The 16,190-nt window shown below is 72.7% G+C and carries 14 protein-coding genes and 1 pseudogene; 8 read left to right on the forward strand and 7 right to left on the reverse strand.

The window, feature by feature from the left end; genetic code table 11:
* Nucleotides 1-350 precede the first annotated feature (350 nt).
* Together BCD49_RS29475 and BCD49_RS29480 are read right to left on the reverse strand one after the other, a co-directional pair.
* Nucleotides 351-566, reverse strand: a complete 216-nt coding sequence (locus tag BCD49_RS29475) for an antitoxin (RefSeq protein ID WP_007515492.1) — start codon at nt 564-566, stop codon at nt 351-353.
* A 163-nt stretch (nt 567-729) separates the two neighbouring features.
* Complete coding sequence (locus BCD49_RS29480; protein WP_007515493.1) at nt 730-1,626, reverse strand: LysR family transcriptional regulator; 897 nt, start codon at nt 1,624-1,626, stop codon at nt 730-732.
* A gap of 138 nt (nt 1,627-1,764) precedes the next feature.
* Between BCD49_RS29480 and BCD49_RS29485 the strand changes: the two genes are divergently transcribed.
* Both BCD49_RS29485 and BCD49_RS29490 read left to right on the forward strand, forming a co-directional pair.
* The gene (locus tag BCD49_RS29485) at nt 1,765-2,586 is read left to right on the forward strand and encodes a CTP synthase C-terminal region-related (seleno)protein (RefSeq protein ID WP_007515494.1); all 822 of its coding nucleotides are present in this window, start codon (nt 1,765-1,767) and stop codon (nt 2,584-2,586) included.
* A 66-nt stretch (nt 2,587-2,652) separates the two neighbouring features.
* Complete coding sequence (locus BCD49_RS29490) at nt 2,653-3,486, forward strand: maleylpyruvate isomerase N-terminal domain-containing protein (RefSeq protein ID WP_007515495.1); 834 nt, start codon at nt 2,653-2,655, stop codon at nt 3,484-3,486.
* 113 nt (nt 3,487-3,599) lie between these two features.
* Here the strand turns inward: BCD49_RS29490 and BCD49_RS29495 are convergent, their stop codons facing one another.
* Entirely contained in the window at nt 3,600-4,775 is a 1,176-nt protein-coding gene (locus BCD49_RS29495; RefSeq protein ID WP_007515496.1) for an iron-containing redox enzyme family protein, read from the reverse strand.
* A gap of 244 nt (nt 4,776-5,019) precedes the next feature.
* On the opposite strand from BCD49_RS29495, the gene BCD49_RS29500 reads away from it, so the two are divergent.
* Both BCD49_RS29500 and BCD49_RS29505 read left to right on the forward strand, forming a co-directional pair.
* Nucleotides 5,020-5,835 (forward strand): hypothetical protein, encoded by an 816-nt coding sequence (locus BCD49_RS29500; protein ID WP_007515497.1) that lies wholly within the window; start codon nt 5,020-5,022, stop codon nt 5,833-5,835.
* A gap of 206 nt (nt 5,836-6,041) precedes the next feature.
* Nucleotides 6,042-6,647: a hypothetical protein gene (locus tag BCD49_RS29505; RefSeq protein WP_007515498.1), complete on the forward strand. Its 606-nt coding sequence runs from the start codon at nt 6,042-6,044 to the stop codon at nt 6,645-6,647.
* A 78-nt stretch (nt 6,648-6,725) separates the two neighbouring features.
* Here the strand turns inward: BCD49_RS29505 and BCD49_RS29510 are convergent, their stop codons facing one another.
* Nucleotides 6,726-7,613, reverse strand: coding sequence for a pyridoxamine 5'-phosphate oxidase family protein (locus BCD49_RS29510; protein ID WP_071042136.1), 888 nt, complete (start codon nt 7,611-7,613; stop codon nt 6,726-6,728).
* A 31-nt stretch (nt 7,614-7,644) separates the two neighbouring features.
* Nucleotides 7,645-8,097 (reverse strand): VOC family protein, encoded by a 453-nt coding sequence (locus BCD49_RS29515; protein WP_007515500.1) that lies wholly within the window; start codon nt 8,095-8,097, stop codon nt 7,645-7,647.
* A gap of 109 nt (nt 8,098-8,206) precedes the next feature.
* Between BCD49_RS29515 and BCD49_RS29520 the strand changes: the two genes are divergently transcribed.
* The gene (locus BCD49_RS29520) at nt 8,207-8,803 is read left to right on the forward strand and encodes a CGNR zinc finger domain-containing protein (protein WP_106410181.1); all 597 of its coding nucleotides are present in this window, start codon (nt 8,207-8,209) and stop codon (nt 8,801-8,803) included.
* Nucleotides 8,804-8,836: 33 nt separating this feature from the next.
* Here the strand turns inward: BCD49_RS29520 and BCD49_RS29525 are convergent, their stop codons facing one another.
* The gene (locus BCD49_RS29525; protein ID WP_241832422.1) at nt 8,837-11,758 is read right to left on the reverse strand and encodes a BTAD domain-containing putative transcriptional regulator; all 2,922 of its coding nucleotides are present in this window, start codon (nt 11,756-11,758) and stop codon (nt 8,837-8,839) included.
* 280 nt (nt 11,759-12,038) lie between these two features.
* Between BCD49_RS29525 and BCD49_RS29530 the strand changes: the two genes are divergently transcribed.
* The 3 genes from BCD49_RS29530 to BCD49_RS29540 all read left to right on the forward strand — a co-directional run bounded on the left by BCD49_RS29530 (nt 12,039) and on the right by BCD49_RS29540 (nt 15,938).
* Nucleotides 12,039-13,019 (forward strand): NAD(P)-dependent alcohol dehydrogenase, encoded by a 981-nt coding sequence (locus tag BCD49_RS29530; protein ID WP_007515504.1) that lies wholly within the window; start codon nt 12,039-12,041, stop codon nt 13,017-13,019.
* Nucleotides 13,020-13,324: 305 nt separating this feature from the next.
* Nucleotides 13,325-14,446 (forward strand): effector-associated domain EAD1-containing protein, encoded by a 1,122-nt coding sequence (locus tag BCD49_RS29535; RefSeq protein WP_007515505.1) that lies wholly within the window; start codon nt 13,325-13,327, stop codon nt 14,444-14,446.
* Between the two features lie 421 nt (nt 14,447-14,867).
* Nucleotides 14,868-15,938 (forward strand): hypothetical protein, encoded by a 1,071-nt coding sequence (locus BCD49_RS29540; RefSeq protein WP_157845203.1) that lies wholly within the window; start codon nt 14,868-14,870, stop codon nt 15,936-15,938.
* 16 nt (nt 15,939-15,954) lie between these two features.
* Here BCD49_RS29540 and BCD49_RS43755 read toward each other — a convergent pair.
* Nucleotides 15,955-16,190, reverse strand: a pseudogene (locus tag BCD49_RS43755) (hypothetical protein); the annotation flags it as partial.

Here is a 16,190-nt window from a genome sequence, read left to right on the forward strand (position 1 = left end):
TGAAGGCCCGAACATCGCCCGCCGAGGTGACCGGCTGGGCCCGCCCCAGCGCCGCAACCCGCCCCAAGCCAAACTGTGGCCGATCGTCGACCTCCGGGACACCACGATCGACCACAGATCACCATCCGCCGCCGGATCGTGGCCGATGGTCGACTGCCCGGACACCGTCATCGACCACAGTTCGGAAACCGACGGCGGGCTCCCGGACCACACCGGGTCGGGCCCGGTGGACGCGCCGCGGGGGGCCGTGGGGACGGCGAACGGCGGGCGGTTCAGGGAACCGCCCGCCGTTCGCCAGCCGTTCGGCCAAACCCGCCTGGCGACCGTGGCGGCGGTCACCAGACGGGAGATCAGTCCTGGCCGCCGAGCTTGTCGACGAGGTCCTGCGCCTTGTCGACGGCCGTGTCGATCTTGTCGCCGTGCTTGCCGCCGGTCTTGTCGTCGATGAAGTCCCCGGCCTTCTCCAGCCCGTCGTCGATCTGGTCTCCGTGCTTGTCGGCGACGTCCTCGGCCTTCTCCTTGAGGTCGCCGGCCTTGCCCGCCAGATCCTTGAGGTTGTCGAACATCCGTGGACCTCTCTGCTGTCGTCGCCGCGGTCATCGTTGCCCCGCCGGGGATCCCGATCCTACGAACAGCCGGGCGGCGCGCCGGGTGCCGGCTCGTCGGTAGGCACGTTGGTGCCCGCCGACCAGGCCCGATCGGGACCGGCCGAAGGAGCGGCGCGGGGTGTCAGCCGCCGAGGAGGCCGGCCAGGGCACGGCCCGCGGGGCCGTTGTCGGCGGTGACGCCGGACAGGAGCTCGGTGCGGTAGACCAGCTGGGGCGCGGTGACCGGGACAGCCGCGAGGCCCGGGTGACCGGAGACGGCCCAGGCCGGCAGGAGCGCGAGGCCGGCGCCGGCCGCGACCAGCGCGGCCAGGCCGGCCAGGTCGGTGCCGGTGTAACGAGCGCAGTGCAGCAGGCCCTCGGCGCCGGCGGCGCGGCGCACGTCGGCGGCCGGCGCGGCCGCCGCGGGGGCGTCCAGCCAGCGGGCGTCGGCCAGGTCCGCCAGGCGCAGGCCGGGTCGGCTCGCGAGCGGATGGTCGGCGGGCAGGACGACGCTGACCGGGTCTGTACCGGTCAGCGCCGCCCGCAGCGGGCCGACGTCGGGCAGCCGCAGCGGGTCGCCGGGGACGGCGAGGCCTACCGCGAGGCCGAGCTCGCAGGTCCCGCGGGCGACCTCGGTCGCGACGCCGTCGCGGTCGGCGACCGAGATCGTGACGTCGAGGCGCGGCATCGTCGCGGTGATCTCACCGAACGCGGCCGCGAGTCGCGGCATGGCCAGCGGGCAGGCCACGAGCCGCAGATGGTCCGGTGGCCCGCCCGCGGCCCGCAGGACGTCCGCGCGGGCGGCGGACGCCCGCAGCAGCAGCGGCTCGGCGTGCTCGAGCAGGCGCGCGCCCGCGGCGGTCGGGGCCACGGGCCGGCGAGTCAGCAGCGGCACGCCCCCGAGCGACGCCTCGAGTGTGGATATCTGCTGGGAGATCGCGCTCTGCGTGTAGCCGAGCTCGCGCGCCGCCGCGGAGAACGAGCCGGCGCGGGCCACCGCGGTGAACGTCCGCAGCAGTGTCAGGTCCATGCCGTCCATCCACACCCGCCCGTCCGCGCCAGCCAACTACGCCAGTCGGCTACGCCCTACGCCCTACGCCGTCAGTATCAGGATTCCTTATCCAGATACCAACAATTATCGTTGGACCTGAATCAGGCGGCTGGCCACGATCGGTACATGACCTCAGCCGCCCCGCCCCTCGCCTCGGCCGTCGCCTCGGGCGTCGCCTCGGGCGTCATCGCCGCCTCGGCCCGCGTCGCCCTCGTCGGCGACCGCTCCGCCGACGTCGCCGCGCACGGCCGCATCCCGACGATCATCCGCCAGCTGCGTGCCCGCGACGGGCTCGCACTCGACGCCTACTGGGTTCCCACCACCGACGCGTGCCTGCCCGGCACCCTCGACGGTTTCGACGCGATCTGGCTGGTGCCGGGCAGCCCGTACGCGAGCGAACAGGGCGCCGTCGAGGCGGTCCGGGTCGCCCGCGAGGGGCGTGTGCCGTTCCTCGGCACCTGCGGCGGCTTCCAGCACACGGTGCTGGAGTTCGCCCGCAACGTCTGCGGCCTCGGCCAGGTCGCCCACGCCGAGGTGACGCCGAACGCCACCGACCTGGTCATCGTGCCGTTGACCTGCTCGCTGCGCGGCCACGAGGGCAGCGTCCGGATCGAGCGCGGTTCGCTGGCCGAATGGGTGCTCGGCGTGGAGCGCAGCATGGAGCGCTACTACTGCTCCTACGGCGTCGCGGACGAGTACCTCGACCGGCTGCGCGCCGGCGGCCTGCGCTTCACCGGCGTCGACGACGACGGCCAGGTGCGCGTCCTGGAGCTCGCCGACCACCCGTTCTTCCTCGCGACCCTGTTCCAGCCGGAGCTGGCCGCCGACACCTCCCGCGTCCACCCGGTGATCCGCGCCTTCGCCACCGCGGCCGTGTCGCGGGCCGCGGCGCGGCAGGCCAGCCGGCGCGCCGAGATCCCCACGATGATCCCCACGATCAGCGGCTGACCCACCCGTGCCGACGCGGCGCGGTCACTCCGGCGGCTCGCCTCGAAGGGCGGCGAAAGTGAGCACGTGTTGCTGATCAACGAACATGTCGCGGCGCTGAGTCATGAAGGCGAGCGGATGGCCGCCACTGCGACGGCCGCCGGGCTCGACGCCGAGGTGCCGTCGGCACCCGGCTGGCGGGTGCGTGACCTGGTGACCCACACCGGCCGCGTGCACCGCTGGGCGGCGTCCTACGTGCGCACCGGCAACCCGTCACCCGTCGACATCGAGGGTGACGGGTTGCCGGCGGTGCCGGACGACGCCCTGCTGGGCTGGTTCCGCCACGGCCACGCGGCGCTCGTGGACGCTCTCGACGGCGCCGACCCCGGCGTGTCCTGCTGGACGCTGTGGTCGGGCGCGCCGTCACCGCTGGCTTTCTGGGCGCGCCGACAGGCCCATGAGACGGCCGTGCACCGGGTCGACGCCGAGCTGGCGCTCGCGGCTTCCCGGCGGGCAGGCGCAGCGGGCGCCGAGGGCACCGCGCCGGTGGGTCGGCCGCCGTCGGTGCGGCCGGGCTTCGGGGCGGACGGGATCGACGAGCTGCTGACCGGGTTCTACGCGCGGCGGCACCGGGGACTGGTCTCGCCCGAGCCCGTCGCGCTGGTGGTGCGCTGCGCCGACACCGAAGCCGGTTGGACGATCCGGATCGGGCCCGACGCGCGCGAGGTGAGCCGACAGACCGTCGCCACCACCACCATCGCCACCGACGCCGACGCCGACGCCGACGCCGACTGCACGATCCGCGGCACCGCCTCCGACCTCTACCTGTTCCTGTGGAACCGCCGGGACGCCGGCGGGATCGAGGTCGTCGGCGACGACTCCGTTCTCGCCCTCTGGCGTGACCGCGCCCGGATCACCTGAGCGGGCCGGTAGCGGCGCTCGTCCCGATGCCGGCCACGACGCCGTCGGCGGCGACGGGCGCCGGCCCCACCAGCACGCCTGAGACGGCGGGCGCGGCTGCCCGGTGCCCCACCTCAGCCGCCGCGCAGCGAGGAGCGGCCGGCGCGCCAGGCGGCGAGGATCGCCGACGAACACCGGCCCTCCACGGCCATGACGGCCCGCGCGCCGAACAGGATGTCGTCGGCGAGGGCCGGCTCGGCGAGGGCCAGGCCCCCGGCCAGCTGATCGGCGGCCACGTTCTGGTGGTGGGCGTCGGCGACGACGTGCACCTCGAAGAAGTGCCGGGCGCCCGCGCCAAGGCCGTGGCGGCGTAGCGCGGCGGCATAGGCGCCCATCGGCTCCACCGAGGTCATCTCGAAGACGGCGAGGTGGCCGACGAGCGCCCCACGCAGACGGCGGTGCAGGCCGAGGAACGTCGGGAGGTTCACCGTCGCGAGCGTCGCGCCCGGAACCTGGTCGAGGTAGCGGCCATAGCCGGGGTCGAGGCCGAGCGCCAGCATCGTCAGGCCGAAGAGGTTCTGGTGGGCGTCGCGCGCCCGGCCGCTGCCGTACTCGTCGGCCTGGATCTCCATCAGCGCGGCCTTGGCCGGGCCGGACAGCCGGGGGATCGCCCAGGAGTGCGGGTCGGCCTCCTTGAGCTGCAGCAGCGAGCGGTGGACGGCGAACTCGCGGAACTGCGTCAGCGAGCCCTCCTCGGCGAGGTAGGCCGACAGCGACGGGCCCGTCGAGCAGCCGATGATCTCCCGGAGGGCCGCGGGGACCTCCGGGGCGAGGGCGTCAGCCGGCCCGGTCCTGTCAGGCACAGCCGGGCCCGCCCCATCGCGGCCGTCCCGTGCCTCGCCCGCGGGGGTCGCGTCGGCCGTGGGAGCATCGACCCCGGCGGCCAGCTTCCGCAGCCGCGCCTCCAGGTCGTCCTCCAGTTCCGCCCGCAGCGCGAGCAGCATCGGCTCCCACTCCCAGCGGTCGTCGACCCCGGCGAAGCCCCGGTAGTGCAGCTCGTACAGGCAGTAGAGCGCGAGGGCGCCGTCCTCGCCGAACAGCGGGTCGTCGTCGGGAACCGGCCATCCGGACAGCGGCCGCGCGGGGCCGGCCAGTTGGCGCAGCAGGTACTCGCTCAGCGTCCCGCGGGCGGGCGGCAGGGCGCTCGGTGCCAGTTCCCGTGGCCCGAGCACGGTGCCGTACCGGGCCGCCGGCACCGCCGTCTGCCTGCCGGTGGCCGGTCCGGCGGCCGTCGACAGCTCAACGGCCATGGCCGTGAATCCCCGTGTACACGGGGCGGGAGATGCCCGGCGGGCGACGGCTCAACCCCCATATCGGATGTGCGTGACGCGCGGAGGGACGCCTGACACGCGGAGGAACCGTTGGTGAGGCGCGGCCGCGCGCCCGCGTCCCGGCGGCGGGATGGGTGGGCACGTGGGCGGGTATCTGGCGGGTCGACTCCGCGGCACCCCGGGTGCTGTGCGTCATTCCGCCGCAGAAGGTCAGGAGCCAGATATGCCGTTCTTTGATCCGATCGAGTCGGGGTTCTACGCGTCGTGCCTGGAGAACCTGTTGGCGGACACCAGGCTCGGGCCAATCCTGGCGGACGGCTTGGTGGAGCTGGGCGCGGGCACCGGCATCCCGATGGTCGAGGCGCTGCGGCGTCAGGAGTCGACGGTGCCGGTGCGCGGCTTCGAGCAGGACGTGCGCTCCAGCCGCGTGGCGGCGCGCATCGTCGAGAAGGCGGGGCTGGCTAATTACCAGATCATCCAGGGGGACTTCTTCGCCGGCGCCCGTGAGGGGAACGAGCGGTGCGCGGTCGGCAACCCGCCCTACCTGCCGGCTCCCGGCGACGCGCCAGAGCTGTGGGGCGGCGACACCGGCGCCGAGATCTCCCGGCGGGTCCTGTCCGAGGGCTTCGAGACGGTCCTGCTGCTCATCTCCTCCATCTCCGACCCGGTCGGCCTGCTCGACCACGCCCGGGCGGCCGGCTACCGCGTCTCGGACTGGATGGCCAGACCGATCGCCTTCGGCGCGTACACCCACGACAAACGGGTAAGYCGCCGCGTCGGCGAGCTTGCCCGCGGCGGGCACGCCTTCTTCACCCCCGACACCTACGTGATCGCCGGTGTCACCTGGGTGGCCAGCCGCTCGGGTCCCGACGACGTCGAGGCGCTCACCCGGGTCCTGACGGCCGGCCGTGCCGCCGCGATCGGCGAGCCAGCCGGCGACGACGGCGAGCCGGACCGGCCGCGGCCCGGCTACGCGGCGCACCCGGCGTCGCCCTATGACGCGCGTCGTGTTTGCTCGGAGGCCGGGACGGAAGGTTGAGGACCGCGAGTCGGAACGGCACTCGTCGACGCCGTGCCCGCCTCGTCCGCATTGCCTGCTGCTTGCCCTCGTCCCCACGACCGCCGCCGCGGCTCGGCCCTGCCGGCGAGGTGTCGGCTGAAAGACTCCTCGCACCGCAATCGTCAGCCGTTCGCCAGCCTTGCCGGAGTTAGCAGGGCTCCCCAGCGGCCGAACGCGGAGACATCATGGGCACCTTCCCCGTCGATGCGGCGAACTCCAGTTCGCCTGGCGAGGTCCGGATTCACCGAAAGAAGCAGGACCTCGTCGCCACCGCTCAGGCGATCACGATCGGTGAGCAGTATTTCGACCTGTCGACGGTCGACCGCGTGATCTATCGGGCCGCCGCCCGGATAAACCAGGCCAGCTACCGGATCGGCCTGGCCCACGGCGACGTGACAGCCATCTTCACGTTCGACGCCTACAAGCGGGGCACGGAGCTCGAGGACAGCCGACGCCTGTTCGAGCAGGTCGTCCAGCTGCTGGAGGCCACGGCGTGCCCGGCCATCGCGCAGCGGGCCGCGCACGCCGTCACCGCCGGCCACCCGGTCGCCTTCGGCAGCAGCCCGGCGGCCCGGATCACCGCGGACGCCCAGGGTCTTCGGCCGCGTCAGCCGTTCGCGAAGACGGTCCCGTGGAGCCAGATCGTGGGAGCCGACCTGCGGGAAGGCCAGGCCCGGGTGTGGACCGCCACGAACGGCGTCACCGACAAGAAGCCAAAGATGTCCATCGACATGATGGGTTGGAATGCCGTCGTCCTGCCCCGGGTCGTCCGAATGCTCGGCGGACGATGACGTCGGCTCGATCGTCGGCTCGATTTCGAGCCTCTGTGCTCGCACGGAGGATGGTGCCGCGCTCGGCCGGGATGGGCATCAGGCCGGGTTGAGCCGGAAGTAGCCGTCGAACGACCAGCGCTGCGGGCTGGCCGCCACGATCTGCACGACTCGTTCCACCTCGAAGTCGACGAGACGCTGCGCCCCGGGCAGCGTCTCGGCCCGCGTGGGGCTCCAGTCGACCCGGGCGCGGCCGGTGAGGTGCAGGGTATGGCCGTGGTCCCAGTCGAGGAAGAGCAGGCCGCAGCGCGGGTCGAGGTCAAGGTTGCCGAGCGTCATGTACATCGAGTTGCCGCGGTAGTCGGGCCAGGTCAGCCGCTGGTCGGCGGCGACCGCGACGAAGCCCGGGTTGCCGCCCCGGTGCGAGATGTCCGCGCCAAGGCCGGCGGCCTGGGTCGCGACGAAGAAGGTGTCGGCCTCGGCGATCCAGCGGCGCTGGCCGGCGGTGAGCGCGGTGGTCACCGAGACGGGTCCGCGCGTCGCCTCGGCGTCGTCGCCCGCGAGATGGCGGAGCTGGATGTACTTCGGACAGTTCGCGTAGACCTGCTCGGTGTGGACGACCAGCCGACCGCCGTCACGGCGGGCCTTCCCGTTGGCCCGCATCCGTCGGCGGCTGGCTGGGTCGAGGGCGAGCAGGCCGACGTCGCGTTCGGCGGCGAAGGCGTCTTCCAGCGGATCCCCGGCTCCGGGCAGGGTCTGGACGACGATGGTCTCCTCGTCCGCCGCCGTGACGAAGCCGGCCGCGCCGGTCAGCAGGCTGGYCCAGACCGCGCCGGCCTCGTCGGCGGCTCCGAGCAGGAGCATTCGTTGCTGTCGGAGGAACTCCGCGGCCGCGGGTGGAATGGTGGCGCCGACGGCGGCCGATCCGCGCGGCTCGGGGGGCAGGCCGGCGCGTGCCTGCACCGCGCGTTCACCGGGGTGGAGCATGACCGGCTCCTTCCGTTCCTTCCGTCAGCTGTTAGAAGAAGCCGCAGGTCGGGGCGCCCTGGGTGGGCACGGGAGCGGCCTCGGCACCGGTCGGCGCGAAGATCTCCAGCCGGATGCCATCCGGGTCGGCGAAGAACACACCCCCGGAGGACGCGCCCTCGCCATGCGCGACGACACCGTCGTACAGCGGCTCGACGCCGATCTCGCGCAGCACCGCCTCCGCCCGGCGGACCGCCTCGAGGTCGGCGACCTGGAACGACAGGTGGTGCAGCCCGGGCAGCGCCGTGGGGAACGCGCCGGCGCTCTGTTCCCAGAGCGTGAGGACAGGCGCGCCGTCCTGACCGAGGAAGGCGAACCTCCGGTCTCCGTCAGCCTGCCCACCCATCTTGTCGAGTCCGAGAACCCGCTGGTAGAAGGCGGTAGAGCGGGCCAGGTCGGTCACGTTCAGACCGACATGACCGGTGCGCGGCCCAGGGTTGCCCATGTGTACCTCCGACTCGTGGATCAGACGTTCTCACGGCATCACCGTTCTCCTACCGTTAGAAGATGGCCGATCCTTCTAACGGTGTCAACCCGGAGGTAGCGTTAGATTGATGGAACACGCCAGCCCTGAGCGCAGCGGCGCTCCGATGCTCGGCGAACCGCCGGCGATCGAGCTGGGCAACACGACCTACGCCATGCGGGGCCGCCCGAGGGACGCCCTGCGGACGGTGCCGGACCTGGCCGACTGGCTGCGCGCGATGCGCCCGCGGCTCACGGTCGCACTGACCGACGACGACCTGCGCGACGTCGGCGAGGAGGACCTGTGGACGGCCCGCGAGCTGCGCGACACCATCCGGGCGCTCGCCGGCGCGGCGACCGACGGCCGCGAGCCGGATCCGGACGCGGTGGCTGCCCTCAACCGGCTCGCCCGACGAACCCCGTCGTGGCGCGAGCTGCGCGTCGACCCGGAACCGCGGGTGGTGGTGAGCTCCACGGGGCGACCCGTCGCACTCGCGCTCACCACGCTGGCCGACGACGCGGTCGGCCTGTTCGGTGGGCCCGCCGGCGCCGACGTGCGAGCCTGCCACGGGCCTGGCTGCGTTCTCTACTTCGTCCACGGCGTGCCCCGGCGGGAGTACTGCTCGGCCGGTTGCGGCAACCGGGCCCGGGCCGCCCGCCACTACGCCAGGGTTCGCCAGGTCCCCTGACCGAAGCCGCCGGGCCGGACGTGGGCGCTTCCGTCAGCCACGGGCAGCCGGAATGAGTTCGGCGAGGACCGAGCGCATGTACTCGAGGGTCTGGTGGTCGTCGAGGTCGGGCGTGGGCAGGTGGGGCTCCGGCGCGGTCAGCCGGGGTGTGGTGCCGATGGCGTGGCGGGCGTCGGCGACCAGACCCGCCCAGTAGGGGGCGGTGCGGTCGAGGTGGCGCAGGACGCGGTCGGCGTCGGCCAGGCGGTCGGCCTGGACCATCATGTTGACGAACTCGACGGCCGTGACGCAGATCCCCTGCATGTTGCCGGTGTCGAGCAGCTCGTCGATGTGGGCGCGCAGGATGGCGAACGCCCGGGCCGTCTCGCCGCGGCGGAAGTAGGCGCGGGCCTCGACGCACCGGTTCGGTGAATGGGTGCGTTCGGGCACCTCGACGGCGATGGCCGCGGCGAGCAGCGCCTCGGCGCGTTCCTGCCGGCCCTGTAGCAGGGCGGAGTAGCCGAGCAGCACGAGCGCCATGTTCAGGAGCGTCGGCGGGCCGTCTGCCCGGTATCGCCCCGCGAGGGCGTCGACGAACGCGTCGCCGTCCTCGAACCGACCACCGAAGATCATCGATGCGCCGACGTCGAGCTCGAAGTGTTCGGCGAGGTCGTCCTCGCCGCGCGCCCGCAGCCGGGAGATCATCAACGGGGCCAGCTCCCCGAGCGCGGGAAAGTCCTGGTGGACGGATGCCTGCGCATGCCGGACCGCGACGTCGAGGAACCCGTCGACGACGGCCTTGTCGACGTCGGGGACGAGAGCCCAGGCGGTGGCGAGGGCGATGGCGGAGCCGCCGCCGGACGCGGCGCCGGTGCCCGCGGGGCCGTGGCGGGTGACAAGCCGCTCGAACGCCGCCGGGTCCTGGGCGAGCTTGTGGCGCTGGCCCGCCCAGGTCAGCCCGAACGCGACGAGGTCGGCCTCGCCCGGCGCGGCCATGGCGAGCAGGCGTTCGACCCAGTCCCCCAGCTCGGCGCGGTTGCGCCGCGGGATCTCGGTGACGAGAGGGCGGACCAGTGCATGCGCGAGGTGACGGTCCGCGCGGCCGCTGGCCCAGTCGAACGCCGCGCGCAGGTTCGGCCAGAGGTCGTCCAACTGGGCGGTGCCCGCGGCCTCACCGCGACCGGTCAGCAACCGGTGGATGCCGCCCACCCGTTCGGTGCACCAGGCCGCGTGGCGCGCGGCCATCAGGTCGGTCTCACCGGCCTCGGCCAGCTTCTCGGCCGCGAACTGGCGGATTGGCTCGAGGAACCGGAAGCGTCGGCTGGCCACACCCGGCTCCGCCACGACCATCGAACGGGCGACCAGGCCGGCCAGCAGCTCCTCGGCCGGGGCCGGGGCCGACGTCGCGGAGTCCGACGTCGCGGGATCGGTCGTCCCGGGGCCGGCCGCGACAGCCGCGGCCGCGGCCAGGTCGAACGCGCCGACGAAGATCGCCAGGCGGCGCAGCAGCAGCCGTTCGGCCGGGGCGAGCAGGTCGTACGACCACTGGACGGTCGCCCGCATCGCGCGGTGCCGACGCGCGCTGGCGCGCCCACCGCCGCCGACCGCGACGAGCAGTCGAAGCTGGTCGTCGAGCCTGGTCAGCAGCTCGGTCGGGGTGAGCGTCGCCGTCCGGGCGGCGGCGAGCTCGATGGCGAGCGGCACCCCCTCCAGGCGCCGGCAGATCGCCGTGACCACACCGTCCTCGGCCTCCGGGCCAAAACCCGGTGAGAGCGCGGCCGCGCGTTCCCGGAACAGTTCGACGCCCGGGCCGTCGGGTTCGAGCGGGCCGACGGGGACGATCTTCTCGTGGCCGTCGCGCAGGCCGAGGCGCTCCCGGGACGTCGCGAGCACCCGCGTGCCCGGGCAGCCGTCGGCGATGGCCTGGGCGAGGGCCGCGGCGCCGTCGAGGACGTGCTCGCAGTTGTCCAGGACGACCAGGGCTCGGCGCGGGCGCAGAGCCGAGACGATGGCCTCGGTCAGCTCTCGCCCGGCCTTCTCCTTGACCCCGAGTGTCCCGGCGACGACGCGCGGCACGTCGGCCGACGAGCCGACCTCGACCAGGTCGACGAGCCAGACGCCGTCCTCGTCGCCCTCCCGGCTGGCGGCGGCGACCGCCAGTCGCGTCTTGCCGATGCCTCCCGGTCCGATCAGGGTAACGACCGGCCAGACGGACAGAGCCAGGCTGACGGCCCCGAGCTCCTGGTCACGGCCGATGAGCCGCCCGAGCCGAAGCGGGAGGTTCCCGGCCCGGCCATCCTCGGCCGCGGGGCGTGGCCCGCCGGGGGATCCGCTCGCGGCCAGCCGGTCGTCCTGGCCGAGGACCATCGCCTCGAGTTCACGCAGTCTCGGGCCGGGCTCGACGCCCAGGTGCTCGACGAGGTGGCGGCGGGCGGTCTGGTAGGCGGCGAGCGCGTCGGTCTGCCGGCCAGCGCGGTACAGCGCCGTCATCAGCAGCGCCCAGAGCCCCTCGCGGGTGGGGTGGCCGGCGGTCAGCTCGGTCAGCCGGCCGACCGACGCCACCGGGTCCGTCTCGACGCGGTCCGCGAGCTCCTGCTCTACGGCCGCGAGCCAGCGTTCCTCCAGCCCGTCGAGGACAGMGGCCAGGCCCGGGGTGACGTGCAGGCCGGCGAGCGGCGGGCCCGTCCACTCGGCGAGCGCCGCGGCGGCGTCGCCGGCGTCCGCGTGCCGCTGGAAACGGAGCGCGTCGACCGCGTCGGCCGGCAGGTCCAGGCGGTAGGCCGCGCCGACGGTCGCGATCGCCCCCGCGCCGAGCGCCTGGCGCAGCCGGGTGACGTAGGAATGCAAGGTCCGCTCGGCGGTCCGCGGGCGGTGCGCGCCCCACATCAGGTCGACGAGCCGGGACACCGGTACCGCCATGCCCGCCGACAGCGCGAGCGCGGCGAGCAGCACCTGGCACATCGGGGGCCCGACCACTACCGGCTCTCCGCTGCCGGCCACAGCGCGGACCCCACCGAAGAGCTCGATGCGCGCGCCAGGCCAACTCTCACCGGCCTGGGCCGTCACCMGCGCTCACCGCCCCTTCACGAGCGCCGCACCGTTCCGACCGTTCCGGCGCACGCCGTGCTCACCGAGTCCGCCGCCMGCCAACAAGCCGGCTCTTCAACCGTAGCTCAACAGATCTTCGACGACGGCTCGACGCCGATGAGGGATCGTCACAGGCGGGAACGGCCAGCCAAGTTCAGGAGGCGGACACATGAAGGCGATCGTCCAGGAGCGGTTCGGCGCGCCCGAGGTCCTACGGCTCGCCGACGTCGACATACCGCGGGTCGGCCCCGACGACGTGCTGGTACGGGTTCGCGCCGCGGCGCTCAACCCCTACGACTGGCACATGCTGCGGGGCGACCCGTACATCGCGCGCCTGATGGGCGGCGTGGGCCTGCGACGGCCGAAGTCCCGGGTGCCCGGGATCGACGCGGCCGGCGTCGTCGAACTGGTGGGAACGAACGTGCGTGGTGTAGGGCCCGGCGACGAGGTGTTCGGCCTGTGCGCCGGCGCGCTCGCCGAGTACGCGCTGGCCGCGCCGCGCGAGGCGCTCGTGCCGAAGCCCGCGCGCCTCACCTTCGAGGAGGCGGCGGCCGTCCCGCTGGCCGCCGGGACGGCCCTGCAGGCGGTCCGCGACATCGCCCGGCTGCGGGCCGGGCAGCGCCTGCTCGTGAACGGCGCCGCGGGTGGCATCGGCACGTTCGCGATCCAGATCGCGACCGCGCTCGGCGTCGAGGTCACCGGCGTGTGTAGCGCCCGCAACGCCGAACTGGTGCGCTCCCTGGGCGCCGTGCGTGCCATCGACTACACCGCCGAGGACTTCCTCGACCGGGCCGAACGGTACGACGCGATCCTCGACAACGTCGGCAACCGGCCGCTACGCCACCTGCGGCGCGCGTTGACGTCGACGGGAACCCTTGTCGTCAACGGTGGTGGGGAACCCGGCAAGGTGTTCGGCGCCGTCACGAACTTCCCCTGCGGGTTCGCGCTCAACACCGTCGTGCGCCAGCGGATCCGGCCGTTCATCTGGAAACCTCGACGAGCCGACCTGGAGGCCCTCGCCGAGCTCATCGAGGCCGGGAAACTCGCCCCGGTCATCGACCGGGCCTACTCACTCCCCGACGCCGCGGAAGCCCTGCGCCACGTCGAAGGCGGCCACACCCGCGGCAAGGTGGTCGTCACCATCGCCTGACCGGCCGACCTCGCCAAGACGGTCACCACAGTAGCCCGACAGCCAAGAACCCGGCTCCCCGAATCTGGGCCTTCTGCCATGGAGCCACCGGCGGCCACCCGCCAGCCGCCAGCCGCCGAGAATGGTGAAACGGCCGGTCACCGACGATGGCTCATCGTCGCGACGCTGGCTGATTCGGCGGCTCACCACGCCAGATAGCCCCGAGCCCCGCCGCCGCGACCCACCCGTCACAATCATGGGTGCTGAGTGTCTTCAGCTGTCCTAGGTAACGGGTGAGCGCCTAGGACGTCGGGGGGAGCTAGTCGGTGGGCGGCTTGTCACCTGGGGAGATCGCGGCGCTGGCGCGGGCCTACACGCGTCCGGGGCCCGCGCGCAAACTACTGATCGCGGCAGGGCTCGACCCGGGCCGACATCCGTCGTGGGAAACGTCGGATGCGCTCGGTTTCTGGGCCGAAGTTTCGATGTTGATCGGCAACGGCGTGGCCCTCGATCTCCGGGAGAGGCTGCTCGCCGCCGCTGCCCACGAGTATCCAGCCAACAAGGTCTTCGGGCCGACCGCCGACCCCGGCCAGGAACAAGCGGACGACTTCGTCGACGTGCAGACACACCACACTCCCGGCAGCGTCAATACAGTCGACAGAGCGCCGTCCGACACCGCCGAGTCCCCAGACGAAACCGAACCGAATCCGACCTCCTCTCGGCACAGAAAGAGGGTCGGCTGGCGACTCCACGTCATATGGGTTCTAATACTCTCGATCGCTGGCGCTGCTGGCGCCACCTATTTTGCGGCGGAACACGAGGTCGCCACCTGGTTCATGGCGGGCAACGCACGGAAGGAGCTGGTGACTCGACTTTCAGGTAGTGGCGTCGACCTGGTGGAGTGCGGCCCCAGAAAGGATGTCGAAAAACAGTTTGGCCTACCCGTCGCCATTGGCTGCAACCCATCGGAGATGGAGCTCGTGATCGCCACCGTTTCAACGCGAGACCAGTCCGCAGCATTCATGCACTGGCATGCCTCGAATGTCAGCTCATACGGTGACTGCGGAACGGCCCGAGACGCCGTTCTCACGCTGAGCGACGAACGATTGAAGATCATCGGCGTCATGGTCTGCAGCGCTCTGAGCGGCAAGCGCTACCGCGTCTCATGGACGTTGTGCGGGTCGGGCCTCGTGGCGATGCTCGACGGAGCCGATCCCGGCAACCTGTTCTCCTGGGCCTACCACCACGTCGACCTACGACGGTATGGCGCCCTTCGCCGGGGCGAACTGCGTGCTTTCACAAATAGCCGTGATCCAGCCGCTACGGACCGAATTTTCGACTTCAGCGGATGCTCTGACGCGCCTCTTCTCGACGGAGACGACCTGAAAGAAAGGTTGACCTGGCCCGCGGGCGACTCGCAGCCGTCCCTGCCAGCCACAGCCGGCTGAGTCGCGTGAAGTGGCTCCAACGGTCCATCTCCGCGTCCAATCCAAGTCTGCGTCACGCGCTCGCGGAGTAGGCTCCAGAGCCGTCTATCAGGATGCGTCCGGCTGGACACGGCCAGGTTCGGCACACATCGAGTGTCGGGGGTGCTACAGGACGTCGATGCCTGCCGCCCGTACGAGGGGTCACCCAATGCCCATGGCGACCATTCCAGGACCAGGGGACCGGCCCACGCGCGCCGCCAAGGAAACGCCACTTGACGGGCGGCGCGCCGCGTCGGCGCTCACGGCGCTGGTGGCCGCCATGGTCCTGGTGGCCTGCGGTGCGGACACGCGTCCGGCGACGCCGCCACCGGCCACGTCGCCCAGCCGTGCCACACCTGCGGTGCGTCCAGCTGCCGCGGCGGCGCCAGACCTGGCCGCGATCATGTCCGTCAGCGCCGTCAACGACACCGGGGCCATGGTGATCGGCCGCGCAGGCCGGGCCGGTGCCGAGTTCTACTACCTGGCCCACGGCGCCCAGCCGGTCCCGCTGACGCACGACGGCGCGCCGATCGAGCCGAGCCTGCTGAACAACGCCGGGCAGGTCGTCGGGACCGTGACGGATCCGGCCGGAAACCAGCCCCCGCGCCTGGTGCGCTGGCAGGACGGGCACAGTACGGTCCTGCCGGTACACGGCGACCAGATCATCCCCGAGGATCTCAACGACCACGGCCAGGTCACCGCCGTCACCGTCACCGCGGCCCGCGAGCCCGGCACCGCCCAGGGCCGCGACGCCACGACGACCCCCCGGGCCTTCCTGACCGACGGGACCATGACCGTCGATCTCGGCGTGGATCCCGACGTCAACGAGCACAACCTCTACCTGAACGAGGCCGGGCAGGTCGCGGGGCTGACATTCGAGGGCTCCGGGACGAGCCCGCGTGGCTTTCTGTGGGACCGGGGCAGGCTGACGACGTTCGACACCGGCCCGACGACGCATCCGGTCGTCATGGGAGTCAACGACGCCGGCCAGGTCGCCGGACTGGTGCTGGACGACCAGGATTCCCCGTCCGGGGCCCATCCCATCTTCCGACCGGCGTTCCGCTGGCGGTCCGGCGTCCTCACCACACTCGACACCGGCGGTGGCGGCGCCGGACCGGTAAGGATCAATCGGTCCGGCCAGGTCACCGGGGTGGTCGCGGACACGTCGGGCGCTTCTCGCGACGTCGTCATATGGTCCTCGGCGCCGGATGCCAGGCCTAACCGGCTCGGAATCGCCGACGCCGACTATGTCGTCGCCATCAATGACCATGGCGACGTGCTCGTGTCCGCCCTCACAGGGCCGACAGCCTCGCCCGGCGGCCGCCTCTGGCACGACGGCCAGCTCATCACACTCGGAACGCTCGGCGGCACCGCGGCCGACCCGAAGGGGTTGTCCGCCCACGGATTGGTCGCCGGCGTGTCGACGTCCGCCGACGGCACCTGGCATGCCGCCATCTGGCCGCCCAACAGCTGAACGGATCGCGCAGGCCTTACGTAAGGCCCCAGTCCAATAGCGGACAGGACGCGCCGCGGAACGCGGAGATCACGAGCGCGCCGTGGAACGCGGAGATCACGAGCGCGCCGCGGAACGCGGAGATCACGAGCGCGCCGCGGAACGCGGAGATCACGAGCGCGCCGCGGAACGCGGAGATCACGAGCGCGCCGCGGAACGCGGTCAGGCGCTGAGCGCCCTCCGCTCCCTGGCCGCTGGCGGGTCTGCGTCGCC

The sequence above is a fragment of the Pseudofrankia sp. EUN1h genome (genome assembly GCF_001854645.1).
Classification (GTDB): domain Bacteria; phylum Actinomycetota; class Actinomycetes; order Frankiales; family Frankiaceae; genus Pseudofrankia; species Pseudofrankia saprophytica.

What these genes read in the sequence shown, in the direction of transcription:
- BCD49_RS29515 (WP_007515500.1), bottom strand. Translation starts at nt 8,097, where the DNA reads ATGGGCAACCCTGGGCCGCGCACCGGTCATGTCGGTCTGAACGTGACC.
- BCD49_RS29480 (WP_007515493.1), bottom strand. Translation starts at nt 1,626, where the DNA reads ATGGACGGCATGGACCTGACACTGCTGCGGACGTTCACCGCGGTGGCC.
- BCD49_RS29540 (WP_157845203.1), top strand. Translation starts at nt 14,868, where the DNA reads ATGTCCGTCAGCGCCGTCAACGACACCGGGGCCATGGTGATCGGCCGC.
- BCD49_RS29505 (WP_007515498.1), top strand. Translation starts at nt 6,042, where the DNA reads ATGGGCACCTTCCCCGTCGATGCGGCGAACTCCAGTTCGCCTGGCGAG.
- BCD49_RS29520 (WP_106410181.1), top strand. Translation starts at nt 8,207, where the DNA reads ATGGAACACGCCAGCCCTGAGCGCAGCGGCGCTCCGATGCTCGGCGAA.
- BCD49_RS29485 (WP_007515494.1), top strand. Translation starts at nt 1,765, where the DNA reads ATGACCTCAGCCGCCCCGCCCCTCGCCTCGGCCGTCGCCTCGGGCGTC.
- BCD49_RS29475 (WP_007515492.1), bottom strand. Translation starts at nt 566, where the DNA reads ATGTTCGACAACCTCAAGGATCTGGCGGGCAAGGCCGGCGACCTCAAG.
- BCD49_RS29495 (WP_007515496.1), bottom strand. Translation starts at nt 4,775, where the DNA reads ATGGCCGTTGAGCTGTCGACGGCCGCCGGACCGGCCACCGGCAGGCAG.
- BCD49_RS29530 (WP_007515504.1), top strand. Translation starts at nt 12,039, where the DNA reads ATGAAGGCGATCGTCCAGGAGCGGTTCGGCGCGCCCGAGGTCCTACGG.